15 protein-coding genes and 1 pseudogene are annotated in these 25,523 nt (G+C 37.3%); all 16 read left to right on the top strand.

The genetic code is table 11. The features are described 5' to 3' along the window. Positions 1 to 13: 13 nt before the first annotated feature. The gene (gene dnaX, locus HXT27_RS01765; RefSeq protein ID WP_103043396.1) at positions 14 to 2,344 is read left to right on the top strand and encodes a DNA polymerase III subunit gamma/tau; all 2,331 of its coding nucleotides are present in this window, start codon (positions 14 to 16) and stop codon (positions 2,342 to 2,344) included. 2 nt (positions 2,345 to 2,346) lie between these two features. After that, on the top strand, positions 2,347 to 2,955 hold the full coding sequence (gene recR, locus HXT27_RS01760) for a recombination mediator RecR (RefSeq protein WP_075523864.1): 609 nt from the start codon (positions 2,347 to 2,349) through the stop codon (positions 2,953 to 2,955). 302 nt (positions 2,956 to 3,257) lie between these two features. Continuing rightward, positions 3,258 to 4,031 carry an aspartate kinase gene (locus HXT27_RS01755; protein WP_103043397.1) on the top strand — a complete coding sequence of 258 codons (774 nt, stop codon included), beginning with the start codon at positions 3,258 to 3,260 and terminating at the stop codon, positions 4,029 to 4,031. 36 nt (positions 4,032 to 4,067) lie between these two features. Next, positions 4,068 to 4,637, top strand: coding sequence for an ACT domain-containing protein (locus HXT27_RS01750; protein ID WP_075523862.1), 570 nt, complete (start codon positions 4,068 to 4,070; stop codon positions 4,635 to 4,637). Between the two features lie 81 nt (positions 4,638 to 4,718). After that, a complete protein-coding gene (locus HXT27_RS01745; protein ID WP_422113190.1) occupies positions 4,719 to 5,786 on the top strand; it encodes an aspartate-semialdehyde dehydrogenase in 1,068 nt (355 codons plus the stop codon). Positions 5,787 to 5,836: 50 nt separating this feature from the next. Further along, positions 5,837 to 6,457: a DUF5701 family protein gene (locus HXT27_RS01740; RefSeq protein WP_297642555.1), complete on the top strand. Its 621-nt coding sequence runs from the start codon at positions 5,837 to 5,839 to the stop codon at positions 6,455 to 6,457. A gap of 206 nt (positions 6,458 to 6,663) precedes the next feature. Next, on the top strand, positions 6,664 to 7,365 hold the full coding sequence (locus tag HXT27_RS01735; RefSeq protein ID WP_075523859.1) for an ABC transporter ATP-binding protein: 702 nt from the start codon (positions 6,664 to 6,666) through the stop codon (positions 7,363 to 7,365). A 6-nt stretch (positions 7,366 to 7,371) separates the two neighbouring features. Beyond that, on the top strand, positions 7,372 to 10,152 hold the full coding sequence (locus HXT27_RS01730; RefSeq protein WP_422113189.1) for an FtsX-like permease family protein: 2,781 nt from the start codon (positions 7,372 to 7,374) through the stop codon (positions 10,150 to 10,152). A gap of 416 nt (positions 10,153 to 10,568) precedes the next feature. Next, on the top strand, positions 10,569 to 12,014 hold the full coding sequence (locus HXT27_RS01725) for an amino acid permease (protein ID WP_075523936.1): 1,446 nt from the start codon (positions 10,569 to 10,571) through the stop codon (positions 12,012 to 12,014). 279 nt (positions 12,015 to 12,293) lie between these two features. After that, positions 12,294 to 13,184: a hypothetical protein gene (locus tag HXT27_RS01720; protein WP_422113188.1), complete on the top strand. Its 891-nt coding sequence runs from the start codon at positions 12,294 to 12,296 to the stop codon at positions 13,182 to 13,184. A 438-nt stretch (positions 13,185 to 13,622) separates the two neighbouring features. Next, positions 13,623 to 14,696, top strand: a complete 1,074-nt coding sequence (locus HXT27_RS01715) for an FAD:protein FMN transferase (RefSeq protein ID WP_103043402.1) — start codon at positions 13,623 to 13,625, stop codon at positions 14,694 to 14,696. Positions 14,697 to 14,996: 300 nt separating this feature from the next. Next, positions 14,997 to 16,445: an ATP-binding protein gene (locus tag HXT27_RS01710; protein WP_199172741.1), complete on the top strand. Its 1,449-nt coding sequence runs from the start codon at positions 14,997 to 14,999 to the stop codon at positions 16,443 to 16,445. 561 nt (positions 16,446 to 17,006) lie between these two features. Next, positions 17,007 to 18,611: a type I restriction-modification system subunit M gene (locus tag HXT27_RS01705; RefSeq protein ID WP_422113187.1), complete on the top strand. Its 1,605-nt coding sequence runs from the start codon at positions 17,007 to 17,009 to the stop codon at positions 18,609 to 18,611. Then, a complete protein-coding gene (locus HXT27_RS01700; protein WP_422113186.1) occupies positions 18,608 to 19,906 on the top strand; it encodes a restriction endonuclease subunit S in 1,299 nt (432 codons plus the stop codon). The genes HXT27_RS01705 and HXT27_RS01700 overlap by 4 nt, the downstream gene beginning before the upstream one ends. 41 nt (positions 19,907 to 19,947) lie before the next feature. Continuing rightward, positions 19,948 to 23,373: a type I restriction endonuclease subunit R gene (locus HXT27_RS01695; RefSeq protein WP_422113185.1), complete on the top strand. Its 3,426-nt coding sequence runs from the start codon at positions 19,948 to 19,950 to the stop codon at positions 23,371 to 23,373. Positions 23,374 to 23,579: 206 nt separating this feature from the next. Beyond that, a pseudogene (locus tag HXT27_RS01690) lies at positions 23,580 to 25,286 on the top strand (FTR1 family iron permease); the annotation flags it as partial. Positions 25,287 to 25,523: the final 237 nt, after the last annotated feature.

Raw genomic sequence — 25,523 nt, 5'->3', positions numbered from 1 at the left:
CGGTAGGTTAGTTATGGCTCTTGCATTGTATAGACGGTATCGTCCAGACACATTTGATGGTCTTATAGGGCAAGATCAAGTTACTATTCCATTGTGTAGAGCGCTTGATCAAGGGAAAATTACGCATGCATATTTGTTTTCAGGCCCGAGAGGATGTGGAAAAACAAGCTCCGCTCGAATCTTGGCTCGTTGCATAAATTGCGAAAAAGGTCCTACATCTCATCCTTGTGGAGAATGCCAGAGTTGTAAAGATTTAGCTACTGGCGGATCTGGGTCTGTAGATGTTGTAGAAATCGATGCTGCAAGCCATAACGGTGTTGATGATGCTCGTGAATTGCGTGAACGTGCAGGTTTTGCTCCAGCAAGAGATAGATATAAAATTTTTATACTCGATGAAGCTCATATGGTCACTCCGCAAGGTTTTAACGCTCTACTTAAGATCGTTGAAGAACCTCCTGAGCATGTTATGTTTATATTTGCAACTACTGAGCCAGATAAAGTTATTGGTACTATACGTTCTCGCACACATCATTATCCTTTTAGGCTAGTTCCTCCGGAGATAATGGGTCCTTATTTGGAAGAAATTTGCAAGAAAGAGAAAATAGAATCAGAGCCTGGAGTATTGCGTCTAGCTATGCGAGCAGGCGGAGGGTCTATGCGAGATACTCTTTCGATTCTAGATCAGCTTATGTTATGCGCGGTAGATGGGAAAATTTCATTGGATTCTGCTGTTGCGCTATTAGGTTTTACTCCTAGCTCACTTATTGGTGAAGTAATAGATGCTTTAATAGATCATGATGGTGCGAAACTTTATGATTTAGTAAGTAGAGTAATTGTTAGCGGATTTGATTCTCGTAAATTTGTGGAAGATTTGCTAGGGAGAATGCGCGATTTGCTACTTGTAGTTTCTGCTGGAGTAAAAGCTACTTCCTCATTGTTGAATGATTTAGCGCCTGATGAATTGACGCAATTAAAGCGCCAATCTGAAAAATTGGATCTTGTTGATTTATCTCGAATGGCGCAAATGACTAATTCTGCATTAAGCGAAATGTCAAGTGCTGTTTCTCCTCGTATGAATTTGGAAATTCTTATGTCGCGTTTGCTGTGCGAAAAAGAAGATCGTCTTTCATCCTCTAAAGACTCGCATAAAATTCAGGAGAAAAAGCCAAGTGGATTCGTCCAAAAGCAGCGGAAACAAATTGCGTCTGAGCCTAAAGTTTCTTCAACTCAACCTACTAAGAAACAATTAAGTACAGATGAGATGTGGGATAGCGTTGTTGCATCTTTACCTGAAGATGTAAAAGAATACGTATCTAGGGATTTTGTTACTAAAGTTCGTCTTGTGCAATCTGCTAATAACAAGCAAAGACTTGTATTGACATTTAATAAGCCTATAAGTCAATATGCTTTTGCGCTCGCTATATGTACGACTGACCCTTATGAAGGTCAAAAAGTTCCCGTTGTTGTAATGAATGCTGTTAAACGCGAGTTTGGCGAAAATTGCATGATTGCTCCAGATTCTGTTACATCTGATGGAGAAACTGTAGAAGTCGTAACTAAGATGTCTTCAGAAAGACTCAGTCAAGTTAAGCGCGAAGTGCTTATGCGTAGAGCTGGCTCTGTTACAGGATTTGGATCTTCATCTCTTAGTGTTCACGATAACACTAAGCAAAAAGATGAAAAGTTGGAATCAAATTTTCATAGAGCTGATGGCTATGCAGCATCGGCGGAATCTAATAATACTGCAGAAATTAGAACTATATTAGATTCAAATGATGCTTGGGAGAATGTTTCATCTATGCCTGTATTGGGCGTAAATACTGTAAATAGCATGAATCATGATAATGCGTATAACGCCTCAAGTAATGAAGATTTAAATAATAACAATTATTCTCGGGAGAGTAATTATTCTCGCGGGGATAATTATCACGAAAGCCGCGAAACTCGTGTCATAAGCGATAACATCGAAAATAGTGCGAATCGCGAAAATAGCAATAACTATAGAAAAAACATGAAGTTTGGTGATTCTATTGGGAAAGACTCTGCATACGCTGCATACTCTGCAGAGTCTAAAGAGTCTACAGAATCCTTAAAGTCTTCAAAATCTTCAGAATCGGATTCGTCTAATACAGTTAATCAAAATTCAAGTTCTTCTTTAGATGATTTATACGAATATTCATTAGAAGATCGTCAATTGGAAAGCGTTTCTGGAATTGATGAAGAGGGAATAGAAAAAATGTTTGAAGTTAAAGAAGTTCGTGAATTTTCTTCTGAAGATTCGCATAATCCAATAAATCTTCTTAAAAAGAAATCCTCCAAAAATAATCGTTCTAAGGAGAAATAAAATTGCGCAATGCATCGTCTTATGATGGCGCGATTGGTCGTCTTATAGACGCTTTTTCGCATTTGCCGGGAATCGGACCTAAAGGCGCTCAAAGAATAGCATTTTATATACTTTCTGAACCAGATTCCGAAGTGCAAGCTTTAATTGAAGCAATTGATGATGTAAAGCAAAGTGTGCGATTTTGCGATGTTTGTGGAAATGTGTGTGAGAAAAGTCCTTGCATGATATGTGAAGATCCGCGTAGAGATCATACGAAAATTTGCGTTGTTGAAGAGCCAAAAGATATTATGAGTATCGAGCGTACGCATGAGTATTCTGGAGTTTATCATGTGTTAGGCGGAGCAATAAATCCAATGGCAAATGTTGGACCTGCTGATTTGAATATTACGCAATTGCTAGAACGACTTAAAGATCCTAGTGTTAAAGAAGTTATTTTGGCTTTAGATCCAAATATTGAAGGCGAAGCTACAGTTACATATTTAGCTAGATTGCTTGATCCGCTTGGAATAAGTGTTACTAGGCTTGCAAGTGGTTTGCCTGTTGGTGGAGATTTAGAATACGCAGATGAAATAACTTTGTCTCGCGCTTTTGCAGGTAGACAATCTGTTTGATTGATTGTGTGATTGTGTGATTGTTTGTGCGACTGTATGTTTTTTGTTTGTGCAACTGTTTTTTCTAGTCATCTCTTTCTAGTTTTCTATTTCTTTTTATAGTTTTCTTATAGTTTTTATATTTTTCTTTTTATAGTTATATCTTTAGTTGGCTTTCCTAGTTATTTTTAGAAATTTATTAAATAAAGTATTTATTTTTAGAAAAATAAATAGAGCATTGTTGGTAGTCTGACTATCAAAGAGTCGTTTCAAAATGCTTGATGTATTGTATTTTGCAGGCGTAAAGGTCAAGGAGTTAAAAATTGGCACTTATCGTACAAAAATATGGTGGATCTTCCGTGGCAGATACTGATGCCATAAAAAGAGTGGCTAAACGTATTCTCGACACTAAATCTGAAGGACATGATGTTGCAGTTGTTGTTTCAGCAATGGGAGATACAACAGACGATTTAATTGATCAAGCGTTAAGTGTTAATGCTCATCCGCCTGCACGCGAAATGGATATGCTTATGACAGCAGGCGAAAGAATTTCTATGAGTTTACTTGCTATGGCAATACACGCTCAGGGTTCTCATGCTTACTCTTTCACAGGTTCTCAAGCAGGGTTTATAACAGATACTCAATATGGTGCTGCTCATATACGTGCAGTAAAGCCAGATCGCGTACGAAGAGCGTTAGGTAAAGGTAGTGTGGCGATTGTTGCTGGATTTCAAGGAATTAGTGAAGTTGGTGATGATACTACTCTTGGACGAGGTGGATCAGATACATCTGCTGTTGCGCTTGCTGTTGCTTTAGGCGCTGATATTTGCGAAATTTATACGGATGTTGATGGCGTTTTTACAGCAGATCCTCGTATTGTTCCAACTGCTAAACGTATTCCTGTTATTGATTATGATTCCATGTTAGAAATGTCTTCTTGTGGTTCTCGTGTGCTTGCATTGCGCTGTGTAGAGTATGCTCAGCGATTTGGCATGCCTCTTCATGTTAGGAGTTCGTTCTCGCATAGAAATGGCACTCTGATTGTTCCTAATAATGTTGATTTAAATAATTTGCCTAATTTGAATAAAAATAATTGATAACATTAAGAGAAATTAAATATAAGGACGGTAATAATGGTAAATCAGGATATTCGTTCTACTATGGGCGATTTATTTCCAGATTTGGGAGTTGAAACGCCTATTATTTCGGGGGTTGCTCACGATCGAAGTGAATCTATGATTACAGTTCGTGGTATTCCTGATGTTCCTGGAATGGCTGCAAAAGTGTTTACAACTCTTGCAAAAGCGAATGCGAATATTGATATGATTGCTCAAGCAAGCGCATCTACAGGAACAGCTGATATTTCTCTTTCTGCGCCTAGCTCATCTCTTGAAGCGGTTCGTAGTGTTTTACAAGCAGCTCGTGATGATCTTAAATTCACTTCTATGGATGTTGATCCTACTGTTGGCAAAGTTGCAGTTGTTGGCGTTGGAATGAAAACTCATTCCGGTCTTGCTGCAACGTTCTTTACAGCATTGAGTGAGAGTGGAATAAATACGCTTATGATTTCTACTTCAGAAATTCGCATTGCTGCACTTGTTCCTGTTGATCAATTAGATGAAGCGGTTCGTGCTTTGCATACGGCATACGGTTTGGATGCTAATCAAATTGAAGCTGTTGTTTATGGTGGAAGTGGCCGTTAATATTTTCGTGAATTTCAATATATTGCCGTAAATTATTTGCATAATCATTATTAAAAGAGAAAGAATATAAGGAGAAGTAAGATGACGATTATCAATGAAACGGGCGTTAATCTAGCGATATTGGGTGCTACCGGTCAAGTTGGTATGGTAATGCGTCGTGTGCTTGACGAGCGTGATTTTCCTATAAAAGATTTGCGTTTCATTGCTTCTGCGCATTCTGCAGGCACTGTTTTGAAATATCGCGGCAAGGATGTTGTTGTAGAAGACGTAGAGAAAGCAGATTTGAGTGGAATTGATATTGCTATTTTCTCTGCAGGTGGTGGCACTTCAAAAATTTGGGCACCTAAATTCGCTAAAGCTGGTGCAATTGTAATAGATAATTCTTCTCAATGGCGTATGCATAATGATGTTCCTTTGGTAGTTGCTGAAGTAAATCCTGAAGATTTAGATACGATTGAAAATGGGATAGTCGCAAATCCTAATTGCACAACTATGGCTTTAATGCCCGTGTTGAAGCCACTTTCTGATTCTTTTGGTTTGAAGTGTTTAATAGTGTCTTCCTATCAAGCTGTTTCAGGCGCAGGTCGCGCTGGCGTATTGCAATTGATGAATGAAGCTCAAGCTGCATTAGATCAAGGTGCAGATAAATTAGTTTTTGATGGAAGTGCGATTGAGTTCCCAGAGCCTAATAAAGTCGTTCGAACAATTGCATTTAATGTAGTTCCGTTTATTGGTGCAATAGTTGATGATGGTTCAGAAGAAACAGATGAAGAGCAAAAGTTGCGTAATGAAAGTCGCAAAATCTTACACTTACCAAAACTAGTTGCGTCTTGCACGTGCGTGCGCGTTGGAGTATTTACAGGGCACGGTATGAGCGTTAATGCTGAGTTTGAGCATAATGTGACACCCGATATGGCTCGTGAAGTTTTGAAAGATGCATCTGGAGTTGAGCTTAACGATATTCCTACTTCACAATTGGCTGCTGGGAAATCTGCAAGTTATGTTGGGCGAATTCGTCAAGATCAAGCTGTAGAAGGAAAACGCGGATTAGCTCTATTTATTACTAACGATAATTTGCGTAAAGGCGCTGCTTTGAATGCTGTTCAATTGGCGGAAATTGTTGCTAAGAAACGCAATTTTATAGATTGATGAGATTTTTTGCCTCGCGATTGTGAAAGATTTTGCGTAAACTGTAAATTATGTCAATAGCATCTGAAGAAATACAGCAGCAGCTTGATCGAATAGTGGCACTTGGATATCCGGATGTTGCAGATATCAGTGCTGCTGCTTTTAGTGCTCTAGCTCAACCTTTGTTGCGTGCGCTTGAGCGAAGTGATTTAGGAACTAATATACTTTTAGTCCCTACTCGTGAACTGGTTTCTCCAGAATCGCTAATTTCTAGAACAAGTATTGATCGCATGGCAGGCTTTACAACTATGCCTCCTCGAGATATTGCTAGTTTTCTACCTCATGATGGATTTGAGCCTCCTGAAGGGCCGTTTTATGTTGCTATTGATCCGCATGTTGGTACTTCTTATGTGAACAGAGAGCCAGATGTAGCTCGTAAACTTATTGATTCGGATGAGCGTTTGCCGCTTACTCTTGAAGAAGGATTGGCAATTGTTACGCAGCATCCGGATTGGCTAGAAGATAAAAGTGGTTTTAATCTTTTAGGATCTAGAAGCACAGATGGTCGTGTTCCTAGTATTTGGATGAGTCAAGGTGCTCCACGATTGGGCGCTGTGTGGCCTAACTCTCGTCATACTTGGCTTGGTAATGCTTATTGCATGGCTCGCAGAGGAGTTTCACTTTTCCGTTAAAAGTATTGCAATTCATACTGTTTACATACTGTTTATTAGTATTTTTGATTCTTATAATAGTGTGTTTGTGCAATAATTTTAGTAATATTGTAGTGGGTTGACTGTTTGCAAAATATGTTTTCAAATTATTGAAATTGAAACTGAAATTGAAATTGAAACTGAAACTTATAACTTATAACTTATAACTAAATAGTAGCGAGGGTAGATTGTCTTATATAACGTTTGATCATGTTGTTAAGGAATATCCATCTGGTTCTAGTGCTGTTCGTGCTCTTGACGATGCTAGTTTTACAGCTGAAGCAGGTCAGCTTACTGTAATACTTGGGGCATCAGGCGCTGGCAAAACTACTGCACTAAATATTTTAGGTGGAATGGATACTGCAACAAGCGGTAAAGTTATGGTTGGCGATCGCGATATAACTAAGCTCGACGCTAGAGGTTTAGTTAAGTATCGTCGTGAAGATATAGGATTTGTTTTTCAATTTTATAATCTTGTTCCAAACTTGACTGCTTTAGAAAATGTTGAACTAGCATCTCAAATTTGTGCGAATCATTTTGATCCAGCTCAAACTCTTATTGATGTTGGTTTGGAAAATAGACTTAATAATTTTCCTTCTCAACTTTCAGGTGGTGAACAGCAGCGAGTATCTATCGCTCGCGCTTTAGCAAAAAAGCCTAAACTATTGTTGTGCGATGAACCTACTGGCGCTTTAGACTATGAAACAGGTAAAGCAGTTTTGCAATTATTGCAAGATATTTGCAAAACAGAAGGCATGACTGTGTTGATTATTACGCATAATGCTGCAATTGCACCGATGGCGCATAAAGTCGTGCGTTTTCGTTCTGGAAAAGTAATAAGTGAAACTGTGCAAGAAAATCCTACTGCAATTGCAGATATTGAGTGGTGATATGCAATGTGTAGCGAGAGTCAACGAAATCAGAAATCAGAAGATAAGATCACAAGTCGCGAAAGTGAATGTAAAAAATCTAATAAAAGTGAATGTAAAAAATCTAATAAAAATAAAAGAACTCACTCGATTTTACCAATAGTCTTTATTAGCGCTGTTCGTATGTGGTTGCACGAGTGGCGGAGATTTTGCGTGCTTGCTGTTATAGCTATGCTCGGCGTTGCTGTTATGACTGGTATCTATGCTGGGTGCAACGATATGCTTCTTGGCGCTAACGATATGTATAACAAGCTTAATTCTTATGATTTACAGATTGTGTCTACATTAGGATTAACGAAAGAAGATGTTGATTCAGTTAGTAAATTGCCTAGTGTAAAAGAAGTAGATACAGAAAAATCTTGGAAAGCTACTACTTTTCCGATGCATGATGAAACTTCTTTGTATGCAACGAATCTTATTCAATATAATCACGCTAATAAAAATATGAATCGCTTGCATTTGTTACAAGGGAATATGCCTAAAGGCGATTTTGAAGCTGTTGTGACGCAACGTTTTTTGCATGATAGCGGATTGCATATTGGCAATATGATCAAAGTGAATATAAAAAAGGATGAAAAATCTTCTGAAAATTACAAGTTGCGTATTGTAGGCAGCGTTCTTGATAGTGATGATTTGAATAATCCAAACGGATATCAATCTAAAGCTTTTCGTGGCTCTGTAACTTCAAGGTATAAAGTTTTTACGTATAATGTGCCTAAAGATTCGAAGGATTGTGTGTATACGTCAATATTTGTGAAATTAAATGAATCTCACAAAGTTAATACTTTTTCGCAATCTTATAGGAATATTGTTGAAAAGGCATCTGAGCAGATCAACGATTTTGTGAAAACAAAGCGTGAAAGCGCGCGCCGCAAGCAAGTAATTGATGAGTATACGAATGCGGAAGTGAATAAAGCTATAGCTAAAATTCCTGCTCTTAAAAACGCACCTCATTCAATAATTGAAAATAGTCGTAATCAGATTCGTGAAAATATTAAAAAAGAAGTAGAAAAAAGAGTTCCTCAAGCCAGATGGCATATTATTACTCGAATATCGAATGGTAGTTATGCAAGTTTGAGATCCGATGTGGCATCAATACAATCTCTCGGTTACGCTTTCCCTGCTGTTTTTCTCGTAGTTGCTATGATGATGAGCTTAACTGCTATGGCTCGAATGGTTGAAGAAGAGCGAGGATTGATTGGTACTTATTTAAGTTTGGGATACGGACGCTCAGCTGCTGTTACTAGACACGCTTTCTTCGCTATTTTTGCTTGCTTTATAGGCGGTGGGATTGGCGATATTGTGGGCTTTTTGGCTATACCATCGTTATTGCTTAAAATTTTGCGTGGCTTGTATACAGTTCCAGGAGTAACTCTCAGATACGATTGGTTATATGGCTCTTTGTGTGTGCTCGCATTCGTTGTGCCTGTTGCAATATGCACAATAATTGTGAGTTGGAGAGAAACAAAGCAAGTTCCAGCATCTTTATTGCGTCCAAAATCGCCAAAAGCTGGCGCTCGCGTGTTGCTTGAAAGATTGCCATTCATATGGAATCGACTTAGTTTCTTAAATAAAGTAGCTATACGTAATCTGGCTCGTTTCAAAGGTCGCTTATGCATGACTATTGGAGGAGTTGCAGGTTGCACTGCACTCATATTGTGCGCTTTAGCGTTGAACGATACTGTAGCAACTTTAGGTATTAGACAATATGATGGAATCTACAAGTACGATATGATTTCTATTTCTGCTCCGGATTCATTTACAAATATGAAGAAAATAGTCGATGAAGATTATTCTAAAAATCTTATTGAAACTATGCTTCCAGCGTACGTGAGTTCTGGAGAAATTTCTAAATCGTATTCTGATAAGTCAAATGATAAATCTAAGAATCGTGGTGTTGAAGATTCTGAGAGCGTTCAAATGATTGTAGTCAAAGATGTAAATACTTTGTCTAAAATAGTGAAGTTGCAAGATGTTGATAATAATTTGAAAAATATTGAGCTTAACGATGATGCTCCATTACTTTCTCAAAGTGCTGCAGCTTCATTAGATATTTCTCGCGGCAGCGTTATTTCTATAACTAATGTTTCTCTTAAGCGTGCAAAAGTGCCAGTGAGAGCTATTGTTCGTAATCTTATTGGTTCTAACTTGTATATGACTTCTAATTGTTACAAGCGCATATTTGGAGTTAAAGATAGTGAGAAATTAAATCAAAATGCTTTTCTTCTTCGTTTGCGCGGAGATGACGATACGAAAATAAAATATGCTGAAAAGTTTGCTGATTTTGATGGTGTTCTTTCAGTAATGAATATTACTAGAATGAAGCGTGATTTTAGTTTTGATTTAATGAATGCTGTAGTTGGTCTTATAGTTACACTTGCTGCTGGTTTAGCTTTAGCTGTGTTGTTTACGCTTGCAAGTACTAATATTTCTGAACGTACTCGTGAAATGGCAACTTTAAAAGTTCTAGGTTTTTATAAGCGAGAAGTGCATGCTTATGTGCATAAAGAGATGCTTACTTTAACTATTATTGGAATTTTAGTCGGTTTGCCTTTAGGCAGAGTTATTGCAAGTTTGCTTACTAGTGCTTTACGTATGCCGTCTTTGTATTTTGAAGTTGAAGTATCTGCATTGAGTTACTTTATTGCAGGATTTGCTACGCTTGTATTCGCTTTAATAGTTCAATTGTCAACTAATCCTGCTTTAGATCGAATTGATCCAGTTAGCTCGCTTAAAAGTGTTGAGTGATGGTGTTGAGTTGGTGGATGGTTTTGACGAATAGTACAGTTCTTAGAAGTCTTGTCAAAAGTCTTGTTGGAAGCCATGCCAAAAGTCTTGTAAAAAGTCTTTGTTGGAAGTTTTATCAAAAAGTCTTAGTGAATATTCTTAGAAAATAGTTAAGGGTGACGATAAAATTAAAATTTCGTGAGTAAATAAAGAATGGAGTTATGCTGATGAGCGGTATGGTCGATAGTGGCTTAAAAGATGGTTCTAACAATATGGAATCTTCTGCCGTGCAAACAAATAATATTCCATCTAATACTCTATCTGGTACTTCATCTAATAATTTGTCTGATACTTCATCTAATTCTTATAGATCTTCTAGCGAATCCGCAAGCGATGAATCCGCAAGCGAATCTGCAAGCGATGAGTCTAGTAACAAAATGGAGCGAAGTCTTACAAAGCGCCATGTGCAATTTATTGCTATAGGTGGAACGATTGGTACTGGCTTATTCCTTGGCTCTGGAAAATCCATTAGTTTAACAGGTCCAAGTATTGTATTTGTTTATATTATTGTTGGTTTTATTATGTTCTTGCTGATGCGTGCCATCGGCGAGCTTATGTATAAAGATCCTAATCAGCACACTTTCATCAGTTTTATTACGCGTCATCTTGGAAAAGGATGGGGTAATTTTGCTGGATGGTCGTATTGGATGGTGTTAGTACTAATTGGAATGAGCGAAATCACAGCTGTTAGTACATATTGCGTAACATTCTTCCAAACTTTTAATATTGATGTGAGTAATTGGAAATGGTTAATAGAAGTCGCATTTTTGGCAATTTTAGTTTCTATTAACTTAATAGCTGTGAAACTATTTGGTGAAACAGAATTTTGGTTCTCAATGATTAAAATCACGCTTATAGTGGCACTTATAGCTACTGCAATTGTGATGGTTGTAATTGGGTACCATTATCCTGCAACAAAGATTCACGGTGGCGTTATAAATCCTGCTGGTCATGTTGGTTTAGATAATATTTTCAATAATTTTTCGCTTATGCCAAATGGATGGGTTGCGTTCTTAATGAGCTTCCAAATGGTGTTCTATGCGTATCAGCTTATTGAGTTTGTAGGCGTGACTGTTTCTGAAACTAAGAATCCTCGTAAAGTTTTGCCTAAAGCTATAAACGAGATAATCACGCGTATTCTTGTTTTTTACGTTGGTGCTCTAGTGGCAATTATGCTTATTGTTCCATGGCAGCGTTTTAAGGCAACGAATGCAGAAGGCACTTTTATGTCACCATTCATTATGGTGTTCCAGTATGCTGGAATACATTGGGCTTCTGCGCTTGTTTTCTTTGTGGTTATTACTGCTGCTGCTTCTGCGCTTAACTCTTTGCTTTACTCTGCTGGTCGTCATATGTATCAGATTGCGTTAGAATCGCAAACGCAACTGCTTTCTAAGCTTAGTAAAGTTTCTAAAACTAAGGTTCCGGCTCGCGCAATATTATTCTCTTCTGCTTTAATTTTGCTTTCTCCTGTTATAAATTCTATTCCAGGAGTTCACGGAGCGTTTATAATGTTCGCTTCTGCTTCTTCTGCTGTAATAATCATGATTTACATTTTGATTATGGTGACTCATATGAAGTATCGTAAATCCCCTGATTTTATGAAGAATGGTTTCTTGATGCCGCACTATAAGTTGCTTGATTCTTTGACGATTGCGTTCTTTGCGTTTGTTTATATAACGCTGTTTATTAGTGACGATACTCGCGGATCTGCAATCGGCGGACTTATTTGGCTTGTGCTTTTTGGTGGCTATTGTGCATTGCATCAGCGTTGGCAGAATCGTGATTTAGCTAAAGCAGTTAAGAATAATCATTTACGTTGAGCTTATGATTGCATCACTTACTTAATAGTGGTGGAATTGTTTGGAATTTAATTGAGTTTGGAATTTTGTTTAAGTATTGGCGTCTGTTGAGTGTCTGTTTTTAAAAAATTACGGCAAAAATATTGAATTTATTTAAATAAATCGTACACATGTATATATGAAATATGTATAAGAATGTGTATAAAACGTGAAGATACATAAAGCGTTATTGACTTTTTACGTTTTTTTTTTAACCTGCCGCTGCATGTTTTTTGAATATCATAGTAGTGAGGTCAAAAGATGAGTAAGAGAGTAAGTTTAATTTCATCTATATTGTCTGTTGCATTAGTGTTGATTTCTTTAACTGTTGGAATAAGTCCTGCTTTTGCAGATAACTATACTAGGAAAAATGTAGATGGAATTGGTGATGAAACAATAGGTCATTTTGCTTGCGAAAAAGTTGAAAATAATGTGTGTGTAAATCCTAGCCGATTCGAAATTAAAAAAGGTACATTGACCTGGATTAACTACAGTATAAAGGATTCAGATGGTAAAGTTACAAACGGTAGTGCCACTGGAAACAGTGTTGGAATAAATTCTGCATCATTTAAAAATGGTGATTACAAATTCTACGTTTTATATGGCACATCTAATAACACTATTTATATATTCAAATTTAAAATAGATCACCCGGTTCCTGTAGTAAACATAGAGGTTAAGCAGGATGGCGATAAGAAAGAATTACATATTACTTTCGCTGATGGAACTGGTAAAGATCTTGATTTAGGTGTTCTAAAAGGTGATAAAGGAGATAAGGGTGACAAGGGTGATCCTGGAGAGAAGGGCGATAAGGGTGACCCTGGTGAAAAAGGTGAGCAGGGCTTACAAGGTCTTCAGGGTCTTCAAGGTCCGCAAGGAGAAAATGGTTTAGACGGTAAAAATTGCACTGATAATTGCAAGATTTGTTGCAACGATAAAAACTCTTGCCAATCTTCTAATGAAGCTGGATATAATTTGCAAAACAATAAACAAAATAAAACAAATACATCTAAGTCTTCTAAATACAAAAAATCGTATTTGACAAAAACTGGAGATTCTACTGTTTTTGTGTTTATCGTGTTAGCTGCTCTGTGCTGCATGATTGCTGGATTAGTTATTTTGAATAAAAATGCTATTAGAAGAAATAATTAGTTATATCTTTTTCAAAAAAATAGAATAATTGTGTATATTGCGTTGGCTGCTATTCTCGTAGTGATGCAGTTATAAACGCTATCGCAATTTTAAATATTAGAAGACTTCAACTTGTTGGTTGGAGTCTTCTTTTTATATGTTTGTTTTATGTGTAAAACAATATGTTTTGCGTGTATCAATATGTGATGTTTTACATATATAAATAGTTGGATGTTTCATTGCAATATAGGTTAGATTACTAAACTATAGTTACTATTAAGTAGCTATATAGATTAAAGTTTGATGTTTTAATTAAGTGCATAAGTTTGTTTAAGTGTTGGAATTTAATTGAGTTTGGAATTTCGTTTAAGTATTGGAATTTATTTCTATGCGCGTAATTATGTATATGGCTTTGCTTAAGTGTGTGGCTTAGTTAATACGTTAGGAGTTTGGGATAGTATGACGGAGTTTGCGCATTCTGCTAAGTTTAATCATGTTATTGCGTTTGAACGAGCGCTTGGTACGGGGATTATTTTATATAGTACTGAGCCTATTAACCCGAGCTTGCAGCATAAACTGCGATTGTTTATTGACGATTATGAGCGCGTGTTCTCTAGGTTTCGTGAGGATTCGATTATATCTTCCATTGCAAAATCAAAAAATGGTGGAGAGTTTAGATTCCCGTGTTGGGCATTAGAATTATTTAATCTTTATGATGATTTTTATGATGCAACTAACGGAGCATTTGATGCTTGTGTTGGCGCTGATTTGTTAGAACTTGGTTACGATAATTCAGTGCAATTTCTTCCTGAAACTTCACGAAATAAATGTGATATGCGAGCTAAAACAGATTCTGCTGGCGTATCTTGTGTATCTGGCGTATCTGGCGTATCTCGCGTAGCTGATTGGCATAATTGGGATAATTATAAGCGCGTATTACCTATGAAATGGTCGAATATCTTTCGAGATAAAAATAGCACTACTCTTAAAACAAATCATCCTATACAGCTAGATTTTGGAGCAATCGGCAAAGGGTATTTAGTGGATTTAATTATGAGCATGATTTTAGAATCGTTGCAAAATAAAGCAGATGTGCTGATTGATGCCGGCGGAGATATGCGAGTGAGTTTAAGAGATGAAAATCAAGAATTAAAAGTTGCTCTTGAAAATCCTTTTGATACAACACAAGCTGTTGGAGTAGCGCATGTAAAAAGTGGATCTGTGTGTGCATCCTCTATTGCTAGAAAACGTTGGAACGTTACATGTGGTAATGAAAGTCTGCTAGCGCATCATATTCTAAACGCGATTGACGGTATCCCATCCGGAAAACTCGTAGCTAGCTGGTCGTATGTTTCAGAAAAATCATGTAAGTATCCAACTGCTTATGCAGATGCGCTCGCAACAGCTTTATTTATTTCGTCCGAAAATGATTTGCAAAAAATCGCGCAAACTACAAGAGCTGAGTTTGCTGTAATACTGCCAAATTGCACGGTTAAAAAAACGCGCGCATTCCCAGCACACTTTTTTGGTTAATAATGCTATCTAATCGCCTCATTGCTTAATGCGTTATCACGCTTTGCAATGATTTGACTCAAAGTTAGGTTATTGATGACTTAAACTTGTGGAAAATAAAAGTTTGGGTTATTGATGACTTAAACTTGTGGAAAATAAAAGTTTAGGTCATAATATTTATAAGATTCGTAAGATTGTAAAACTCATAAAGTTTGTAATTTTGCAATCTTGCAATTCCATAATTTTGCAATTTTGTGACTTTGCAATCAAGATAAGCATTGTTTTAAGAATTGCTATTTTTAGGTGGAGTAGAGGCTTATTATGGTAAATTCGCAAAATCAGCTACTTGGAAGCGCGAATATTTCAATGCGCAGTAATCGCCATTCAATAGTCGGCAAAAATATTAAAAATCGCGATATTTATCTTAATCAACTTATAGCTTTCAAAGATACAGAGCCTGTAAAAGTCGTGACCGGCATTCGTCGCTGTGGTAAGTCAACTCTGCTTAAACTCATGCAATCGTACCTGCTTAATTCAGGAATTGAGCAAAATCAAATTATATCTATAAACTTTGAGTCACTCGAGTTTCAAGATATGAGCTACAAAGACTTGTACAATTACGTTAAAAGCAAGATTGAATCCTCTAGTATTAAGCCTCCTAAAAAAACGTATCTTTTCTTTGATGAGCTACAGCGTATAGATCGTTGGGAAGATGCAATTAACTCGTTTCGCGTAGATTTTGATTGTGATATTTACATAACTGGCTCTAATGCGTACCTGCTTTCCTCGGAGTACTCAACGTATTTATCTGGTCGGTATGTGGAAGTGAAAATGTATCCGCTTTCGTTCAAAGAGTTCGTTGATTTTCAGAATTATTCCATTGAAGAATATAAGTCTCCGCTTGGCGATTTGAAAAAAAGAGCGGTGAGCGCGAATGGCGGTAGTGTAGAGCTTGGTGACTTGTTTGCAGCTTATATGCGTTACGGTGGTATGCCTGCAATTTGCGATATTGCTTTAGAATCAGGTTTTGATCAGAGTAGTGCAATGATTTTGTTGGATGGAATTTATTCCACTGTAGTAGTTCGCGATATACTCGAGCGTGCAAAGCGTAGCGGGCAGAGACAGATTACAGACGCAGACCTTCTTAGAAAAATCATTATGTTTTTGGCGGATAATATTGGGAACAATACGTCTTTAAATTCTATGTGCAATACGCTTTCTTCGGAAAATCTGATTTCTTCGGAAAATATTTTTGACTCTTCGGATAGTAATTCTCGCGGTTTGCGCGTACGTGGCACTAAACCTGCAACCCAAACCATATCCGCTTACATTGGTGCGTTAAAAGAATCTTACATGTTTTACGATGTTAAGCGCTTTGATATTAAAGGAAAGGATTATTTGCGCACTCTTGGCAAATATTACGTTGTTGACATTGGGTTGCGTAATTATTTGCTCGGGTTTAGGGATAGAGATAGAGGGCATGCGCTAGAAAATGTTGTGTTCTTTGAGCTTTTAAGGCGCGGATATGATGTTGCTATTGGCAAAATAGATAATTTGGAGGTGGATTTTGTTGCTACTTCTTCTTCCGAAAAGCTTTATATTCAAGTAACTGAAAGCATGATGGATGAGTCTGTGCGTGAGCGAGAGTTAAAGCCGCTTCGCAAGATTCAGAATAATTATGAGAAGCTGGTTATTACTTTGAGTAAGGCTTTAGATGATGATTACGATGGAATTCGTGTCGAAAACATCGTTGATTGGCTGCTTAAGTAGCGTTGCGAAGTGGTTTGTGTTTATTACATTCTGTGGCTTGTGTGAATATTTTTTCACTTCGCAAAATTAAAAAATTTTCAAATTTGCGAAGTGGGATTTGTGTGCTGTTTTGCAAAAATGTCAGTATAGATGAATATTTTTTGCACGCTATGCCTTCATTTTGGCAAAATGTCGGTATAGAATAGATTGTTACGTTAGCTAAGCAATCATTTTGTAATAAATGCGTTATTTGTATATAAGCCAAATTGCGCAAACAAAATATCGCAAACAAGATTGTTAGCGCGCTTAACGGTTTGATTGAGCTTGAAATGGTTGATTCGGTGGGTGAGCGCCCTATTCGGTATGCGCTTTCTAAAAAAGCGAATGAAATACTTGAGTGAAGAAAATTATGTTTAGTTATGCTGAATTGTTTAGCAATGTTTATTAATGTTTATTGTGCGAGTTTACAGTAGAATATTAAAGAACGCTTAGTTAATTATTGCGTATGTTAATTGTTGCGCATGTTAATTATTGCGTATGTTAATTATTGCGTATACGTTTGCACAAATGGGGAGTAGTAAAATGGACACTCGCAAAGAAGAAGAACGCGCTGAGCTGCATCGCACGATTTGGAAAATTGCTGATGATTTGCGAGGTTCCGTTGATGGCTGGGACTTCAAAGCATACGTATTGTGCACTATGTTTTATCGCTACATCTCCGAAAATTTATGCGATTATATCAATAAAAACGAGCATGAATCTGAAGGCGGAGATCCAAACTTTGATTATGCGAAAATAAGTGATGAAGATGCTGAGTCTATTCGAAGCGAAATGATTTCTGCTAAAGGTTTCTTTATACTTCCTAGCGAACTGTTTTGTAATGTGTTGAAGCGTGCTCCTCAAGATAGTAATCTAAACGAAACTTTGAGTCGCGTGTTCCGCAATATTGAAGCTTCTTCTCAAGGAACTGATTCATCTGGCGATTTTAAGGGATTATTCTCAGATTATGATGTGAATAACATTAAGCTTGCAGATACTGTTGAAGGTCGCAATAAGCGTTTTGTGAAGTTATTGCAAGTGATTAGTGAGATGAAACTTGGCAGTGTAAGCAACAACGTGATTGAGGCTTTTGGTGATGCTTACGAGTATTTGATGGGCTTGTACGCTTCTAACGCTGGAAAGTCTGGCGGTGAATACTTTACGCCTGCAGAAGTCTCAATGCTGCTGACGCGTCTTGGAACTACTGGAAAATCAAGCATTTCAGACGTGTATGACCCAGCGTGCGGTTCTGGCTCGCTTCTTCTAAAAGCGAAAAAAGTTCTCGGCGTTGAAAACATTGATGGCGGTTTTTATGGTCAAGAAAAGAATGTTACTAGCTATAACTTGTGCCGTATGAACATGTTTTTGCACGATGTGAATTTTAACAAGTTTGAGATTACTTGCGGAGATACGCTTATAAATCCGCAAATCGATGCTAATAAAAAGTTTGAGCTAGTGGTTTCCAATCCGCCTTATTCCACGAGTTGGGAGGGGGATTCTAATCCGTTGATGATTAACGACCCTCGTTTTGCTCCAGCTGGAGTTCTTGCTCCAAAAAGCAAGGCAGATATGGCGTTTGTGTTGCACTGTTTGGCGCATTTGGCAGAAGATGGTGCTGCTGCTATTGTTTGCTTCCCTGGAATTATGTATAGAGGCGGAGCTGAGCAGAAGATTCGTCAATATTTAGTTGAGCATAATGCTGTTGATTGTGTGATTCAACTTCCGAGCAACTTATTCTTTGGCACTTCGATTGCTACATGCATTATGGTTTTGCGTAAAAACAAGCAAAACGACACTTCCATATTGTTTGTTGACGCAAGTAAAGAGTTTGTAAAGTCAACGAATAGCAACAAGCTTTCGGATGAGAATATTGAGCAAATTGTTCAGTGGTACACTTCTCGCAAAGATGTGGAGCATATTGCGCACGTGGCATCTTTGGAAGAAGTGGAATCCAATAAATATAATCTTTCTGTTTCCACATATGTTGAAGCGGAAGATACTCGCGAGAAGATTGATATTACGGAGCTTAACTCGCAAATTGCATCGATTTGCGCTCGCGAGCAAGAGTTACGCGAACAAATTGAGAAAATTGTAAGCGAGATTGAAGCTGGCAGCGTTAATTCTGATAATAGCGAGGAAGCTCAATGACTAGCAAACTTGAGGAGTTAATCGCCAAATTGTGTCCGAACGGTGTGGAGTATAAGAAGATTGGCGATGTCGCTATAAAAATTTCTGACGGAATGCATAATTTACCTAAAGGCATATCTTCAGAAGGCGAATATCCTGTATTATCTGCTCAAAATATAAATAATGGTTTTATATCAGTTAAATCATCTAAGTGGGTTAGCAAAGAAATTTTTGATGTAGAGAACAAAAGAACTAATGTATCTAAGAATGATGTTTTGTTGACTATTGTTGGAGCAATTGGAAGAGTTGCTGTTATTGAAAGTGATATTAAAGCATTATTTCAAAGAAGCGTATGTGTAATTAAACCTAATATAGATATCGTATTCCCAAAGTTTTTGTATCATTCTCTACTCTCATCTAATATTCAAAATTATATGAGTACAAATGCTCATGGTGCAGCACAAAAAGGTTTATATTTAAAACAAGTATATGATGTAACAATCCCCATTCCACCTCTTGAAGTGCAAGAGGAGATTGTGCGGATTTTAGACACGTTCACGGAGCTTACAGCAGAGCTTACAGCAGAGCTTACAGCAGAGCTTACAAGTCGTAAAAAGCAATACGAATATTATCGAGATGCTCTGCTTACATTTGACGACAACAATCCTTTACACTCGCTTATCTCACGCTACTGCCCTAATGGCGTGGAGTATAAGAATCTTAAAGAATTAGGTTCGTTCTTTGGCGGATTAACTGGTAAAAATAAGAATGATTTTGTTGATGGAAATGCTCGTTATATAACTTACAAAAACGTGTATTGTAATGCAGCTGTAGATTTCTCTGCAAATGATTTTGTTAAGGTTTCTGATGGTGAAAAGCAAAATGTTTTACAATATGGTGATGTAATTTTTACTGGCTCATCTGAGACTCCTGATGAATGTGGTTTTTCGTCTGCTGTTACCTGTCACCTAAATGAAGAAGTATATTTAAACAGTTTTTGTTTTGCTTTTAGGTTCAATGACGTAAGTGTAATGAATCCTTATTTTTCCAAGTATCTGTTTCGTTCAACCGCGTTGCGTTCTCAAATAAAGCGAACTGCTAACGGTGTTACGCGATTTAATGTATCTAAAGCATTAATGAGTAAAGTAACAATCCCCGTTCCTCCTCTTGACGTACAGCGTCAAATTGTACAAATTCTGGATCGCTTTGACGCATTGTGCAATGATTTAACTCAAGGTTTGCCTGCAGAAATTGAAGCCAGACGCAAGCAATACGAGTACTATCGAGATCAACTCCTGAACTTCAAGCGTGCGTAATTAAAAAAATGTGAGTAAGAGAGAAGAAAGAAGGAAGCAGAATGAAAATCGTGTTAGAGAATCAAGATAGCACTGTAATGTCTACGTTTACGCCGAGTGTGCGAAGTGACGGAAGCTATCAAAGCGAAGCACAACTCGAAGAAGAGTTCATTAACATTTTGCAATCCCAAGGATACGAGTATGCTCATATTCACAACGAGAAAGATCTTATAGCAAATCTTCGCGTGCAAATCGAAAAGCTCAACGACTATCATTTTTCAGACAGTGAGTGGGAAAGATTTTTCAAAGAAAATATTGCAAACAGCACTGAAAATATAGTTGATAAAACAGATACTATTCAGCGAGATAACGTTAAAATACTCAAAAAAGATGACGGCACAGATAAGAACATTACTATTATTGACAAAGAAAATATTCACAAGAATATTGTGCAAGTGATAAATCAGTATGCTGTTAATGCTGCTGATGGCGCAAACGACAATGCAAACGACAATACTGCAACAAGCCCTGCTTATAGTAATCGTTACGATGTGACGATTCTAGTAAACGGCTTGCCAATGGTTCACATTGAGCTAAAGCGCAGAGGTGTGCCTATTAGAGAAGCGTTCAATCAAATTAACCGTTATGCTCGCGACTCATTCTGGGCTGGAAGCGGTTTATTTGGATACGTGCAAATTTTCGTAATCTCAAATGGTACTGAAACAAAATATTACTCTAACTCAACTCGCAATAATGCTTACAACGAGCAGAAAAGTAAAGGATCTAGCAAAAGCACAACAAGTAACAGTTTTGAATTTACAAACTATTGGTCCGATGCTCAAAACACTATAATTTCCGACTTATGCGATTTTGCTAAAACCTTCTTTGCAAAGCACGTAATTCTTAACGTTCTTACGAAATATTGCGTGTTTAATGCAGACAAATGCTTGATGGTTATGCGACCATACCAGATTACTGCAGCAGAAAACATAGTGAATCGCGTAAAATACATGTTTGCTAATGCAAGCAAAATGCCGGCAGCAGAGCGCCAAAAAGGCGGTTATATTTGGCATACTACGGGATCTGGTAAAACGCTAACTAGTTTCAAAACATCGCAGCTAGTAAAAACTTTAAAAGATGCAGAAGGCAAGAATCTTGTTGACAAAGTTTTGTTTGTTGTTGACCGTAAAGACCTTGACTATCAAACGATGAAAGAATATGACAGGTTTGAAGAGGGAGCTGCAAATAGTAACACTTCAACAGCTGTACTTACAAAACAGTTAGAAGACAATACAGAAGAACGCAGGCTTATTATAACAACTATTCAAAAACTTAGTAAATTTATAAGCAGCAACCCAAGTCATGAAATTTACAAAAAGCGCATAGTGTTTATTTTTGACGAATGCCATAGAAGCCAGTTTGGTGGCATGCATGCGGATATTGTAAAACACTTTAAAAATAGCTTGCTTTTTGGGTTTACTGGCACTCCAATTTTTGAAGCGAACGCTGTTGGTTCCGATGCTACGCATCTTTCTACAACCGAGCAAACTTTCGGTTCTTGCTTGCACGCGTACACAATCATTAATGCAATTAACGATAAAAACGTGTTGCCATTCCGCGTGGAATATGTGTCTACTGTAAAAACGGCAAGTGAGCTTGAAAAAGCAACAGACGAATTGGTTGCAGATATTAATCGTCCTGAGATAATTATGCATCCGGATCGCGTGCGCAATGTTGTTCAATACATTATTGAGCATTTTACTCAAAAAACGTATAGAAATGAGAAAACTTACAAATACAAGCGCATTCTTAATGTTAAAGAACTTGCTGCAGATAAGCATAACACTGTTAAAGCTGAAAAATCTTCTGAAGAAGTTGATGTAAACGGTTTTAATTCAATCTTCGCTGTTGCAGACATTCCTCTTGCAAAAGTGTATTACAACGAGTTCAAAAAGCAGCAGCAAAACTTGCCACCAAGTGAGCGATTAAAAGTAGTAACTATTTTCAGCTATGCAGTAAACGAGGGCGAATCAGATTCTTCGGCGTACGGCAACGGCATGGGTTCTCTTGGAGAAGAAAATTCCGAAAGTACGGCAAAGTTAGACGCGACTTCGCAAGAATTCTTGGAAAGCGCAATAAAAGACTACAATGAAATGTTTAATACTGCGTATGATACGTCAAATGACAAATTCCAAAACTATTACAAAGACGTTTCAATTCGTATGAAAAATAAGGAAATTGACGTTTTGATTGTAGTCAACATGTTCCTTACTGGTTTTGATGCAACAACTTTGAACACGCTTTGGGTAGATAAAAATCTTCGCATGCACGGGCTTATTCAAGCATTCTCTCGCACAAATCGAATTTTAAACTCTGTTAAAACATTCGGAAACATTGTGTGCTTTAGAGATTTAAGCCATCAAGTTGACGAAGCTGTAAGTCTTTTTGGAGATAAAGATGCGCAAGGCGTTGTGCTATGCCCTACGTTTGAGCAGATTTACAACGGTTATGTTGATGCTAAAGGAATTGAGCGTTGCGGATACAGTGATTTAGTAAATGAGCTTATGGAAAAGTATCCGTTGCAAGGCTTTAACATTGTTGGAGAAGATAATCAGAAAGAGTTTATATCGCTTTTTGGTAATATTCTGCGCTTGCGTAACATGCTAAAAGCTTTCGATCAATTTGAAGGCAACGAAATAATCAAAGAGCGCGATATGCAAGATTACTTGGGACACTACCAGGATTTGCATGAAGAATGGAAAAACAAAGAGGAAAAAGGCGAGATTGCAGACATTGCTGACGATGTTGTGTTTGAGATGGAGCTTGTGCGCCAAGTAGAAGTAAATATTGACTACATTTTGATGTTAGTGGAACGTTACCATAGCAAACATTGCAAAGATAAAAATGTTTTAGCATCTATCAAGTCGGCAGTTGATTCTAGCCCACAATTGCGTAGTAAGAGGAAACTTATTGAAGATTTTATAGCGCAATTAAATGAGAATGAAGCTAATATAAATAAATTCGAATATTCTATCAATAGTACTGATGGAAAAGATAGTGAAGATCTTGACTCTGAGTCTAAAAAATATTCAAATTATGATGAAAGTTCTGTTCATGCATCGCATGGGAATGATCTTATGGACAGTGGAGATAATCTTATAGACAGTGAAAATAATCTGAGTGTTGTTGATAGATGGAGAGAATACGTTCAGCAAAAATACGATCATGATTTATCTGAATTGATACAAAGTGAGGGATTGAATGATTCTAAAACTCGCAGATTCATGTATAAGTCTTTTAACGCAGGCGAAGTTAGTGAGCTTGGAACTGATATTAATGATCTTATGCCGCGTATGAGCAGATTTGGTTCTGCAGCTCGCGCTCGCGCTCAAAAGAAAACTCGTATTATTGACAGAATGAGAGAATTGTTCAATGAGTTTGTTGGAATCATTGGTTTTTCTCAATACGATTCCAATTACGAAAGATAATTCTCATTATCACTATCATTTTGCAATTTAGTTATATTTTTTCTCTCTAGCTATATCAATATCAATGATATGTCGATATTATAAATTATGTGCGTTTAGTTTGGGGACTGTGCATATAAGGGGTATGTGCTTTTAGACGCAGAAATTTTGTGAGTGAGTGATATAGATTGTACGAGCTTTAAGGGGAAGCTTCGAGAGGAGATGCGATGCGCGCGTCAATAACATCGCGCCAGAGGTATTCTGGAGTTTTCGCGCTAGTTATATTGTGCATATCTGTAATGTTATGTGCATGTTCCAGCGTTTCGTCTTTTGCTTTTGCTGAAGGTTCTGAAGGTTCTGAAGGTTCTGGAGGTTCGTATGCGACTTGGACTTCAGTTTCTCAAGCAATTGATAATGAGTTAAGCAAAGGCAAAAGTGAATACAAAGACGGAAATATATCTGGTGCTTCAACAAGGTTTCAGGCAGCTTATAATTCTGTTTATGTTGGTTCAAACTTTATTACAGTTGTTAGAGATACAATCGGGCAAGATAAAGTACAATCTCAGTCTAATCAATTTCAACAGCTTCAAACGTTAGTTTATCAACAAAATCAGGGTTCTAAGATTGATTTAATCGTAAATGCTTTGAATGCAAATATTTTAGACACTGCGAAAAAGCTTGATGCGAATCCTAAGCTAGATAAACCGAATGTTTATGCTAAAAAATTGAGTGAGCAAATCAAAGCTGAACGTAAAAAACTTGATGCTGCAAAAAAGAAGAATTTAGGTCGAAATGGCAGGACTTGGAGTCAGGTTGCGTCTGAAATGAACGTTATTCTTGATAAGTCTTTAAAAATTTACGATCATGCAAAAGGCAACAAAACTGATGTCGCTAAAGCTGTAGATTTAATAAACGATGCATATTATCAGTATTACGAAAAACTTGGATTTGAAAAAAATGTGATGAATGCGATTAGCGGAAGTCGCGTTTCTACAGTTGAATATCAATTCAAAGAGTGCCGACAATCTATGAACGGTAGCGCTAGTGTTAATCAAGTTAAAAAAGTTGTTGGAGATCTTAAAGCAATGCTTGTAGAAGATTCTGCAAAACTTGATGGCGGTACTTCTTCTAACGCTAATTCTTTAATGCAATTCATAACAAGTCCTTTTGGACAAGCATTCGTGATTTTACTTCGCGAAGGATTAGAAGCTTTACTAGTGGTTGCAGCAATTATTGCTTACTTAATTAAATCAGGCTACAAAAATATGGTTAAGTATATTTATTTAGGTTTGATTGCTGGTATCGTTGCTTCTCTTGTCGTTGCAGGTTTGTTTGGCTTGCTATTCAACGGTTCTGGTCCACAGCAGGAGATTACAGAGGGCGTTGTGGCTTTGTTTGCTATGCTCATGTTGCTTTATACAAGTAATTGGATGATTTCTAGATCTTCTGTACAAGCGTGGAACTCTTATATTCGTGAGCAAACTACATCTGCTGTATCTTCTGGTAGTCTGATTTCTCTTGCATTGCTTAGTTTTCTAGCTGTATTTAGAGAAGGCGCAGAAACTGTAATTTTTTATCAAGCAATTTTTGCTGTATCAAATGGAGCTGATTCTACGATTTGGGGAGGATTCGTATCTGCTGCATTGGTATTAGTTGTAATATTCTTGTTAATTCGTTTCGCGTCAGTACGCATTCCAATCCGACCATTTTTCACAGGAACAAGTGCTCTTATGTCTGTGTTAGTGGTGATTTTTGCAGGTGGTGGAGTGCATGCGTTAATAGAAGGAGACGCTCTTGCTGGTATGTATATTCAAGGCTTGCCAACTAACGATTGGCTTGGATTCTATCCATATGTTGAAACTATTGTTGCACAAGTTATTGCCGCAATAGTTGTTATTGCGTTGCTGTGTGCTTCTATTGTGCGCAGTCGTAAACAGTGTATGGAGAAAAATCCAAAACAGGCGTCCGAAGATGATTCTTCACGTGGTTCTTCTTGCAGTTCTTCTTGCGATGAGAAATCATTACATGTTGTTTCTTCGCAAAATGCTACGGGATCATTATCGGCAAATCACACGCATAGTGAAAATAAAAGTTAATAAGAAAGTAATAAGAAAGTTAATAATCAAAATCAGCCGAATATTATCCGATTAAAGGTTAAATAAAAAGGTTAG

The organism is Gardnerella bivia (genome assembly GCF_049262715.1).
Lineage (GTDB): Bacteria > Actinomycetota > Actinomycetes > Actinomycetales > Bifidobacteriaceae > Bifidobacterium > Bifidobacterium vaginale_A.
Note: the sequence above shows the minus strand (reverse complement) of the source record. Positions and strands in the feature narration are given on the sequence as shown.

Bases quoted from the DNA above. Each gene is read 5' to 3' on its own strand.
- dnaX (WP_103043396.1), top strand. From the start codon at position 14: ATGGCTCTTGCATTGTATAGACGGTATCGTCCAGACACATTTGATGGT.
- HXT27_RS01710 (WP_199172741.1), top strand. From the start codon at position 14,997: ATGGTAAATTCGCAAAATCAGCTACTTGGAAGCGCGAATATTTCAATG.
- HXT27_RS01750 (WP_075523862.1), top strand. From the start codon at position 4,068: ATGGTAAATCAGGATATTCGTTCTACTATGGGCGATTTATTTCCAGAT.
- HXT27_RS01745 (WP_422113190.1), top strand. From the start codon at position 4,719: ATGACGATTATCAATGAAACGGGCGTTAATCTAGCGATATTGGGTGCT.
- HXT27_RS01720 (WP_422113188.1), top strand. From the start codon at position 12,294: ATGAGTAAGAGAGTAAGTTTAATTTCATCTATATTGTCTGTTGCATTA.
- HXT27_RS01705 (WP_422113187.1), top strand. From the start codon at position 17,007: ATGGACACTCGCAAAGAAGAAGAACGCGCTGAGCTGCATCGCACGATT.
- HXT27_RS01700 (WP_422113186.1), top strand. From the start codon at position 18,608: ATGACTAGCAAACTTGAGGAGTTAATCGCCAAATTGTGTCCGAACGGT.
- HXT27_RS01715 (WP_103043402.1), top strand. From the start codon at position 13,623: ATGACGGAGTTTGCGCATTCTGCTAAGTTTAATCATGTTATTGCGTTT.
- HXT27_RS01725 (WP_075523936.1), top strand. From the start codon at position 10,569: ATGGAGCGAAGTCTTACAAAGCGCCATGTGCAATTTATTGCTATAGGT.
- HXT27_RS01740 (WP_297642555.1), top strand. From the start codon at position 5,837: ATGTCAATAGCATCTGAAGAAATACAGCAGCAGCTTGATCGAATAGTG.
- HXT27_RS01730 (WP_422113189.1), top strand. From the start codon at position 7,372: ATGTGTAGCGAGAGTCAACGAAATCAGAAATCAGAAGATAAGATCACA.
- HXT27_RS01695 (WP_422113185.1), top strand. From the start codon at position 19,948: ATGAAAATCGTGTTAGAGAATCAAGATAGCACTGTAATGTCTACGTTT.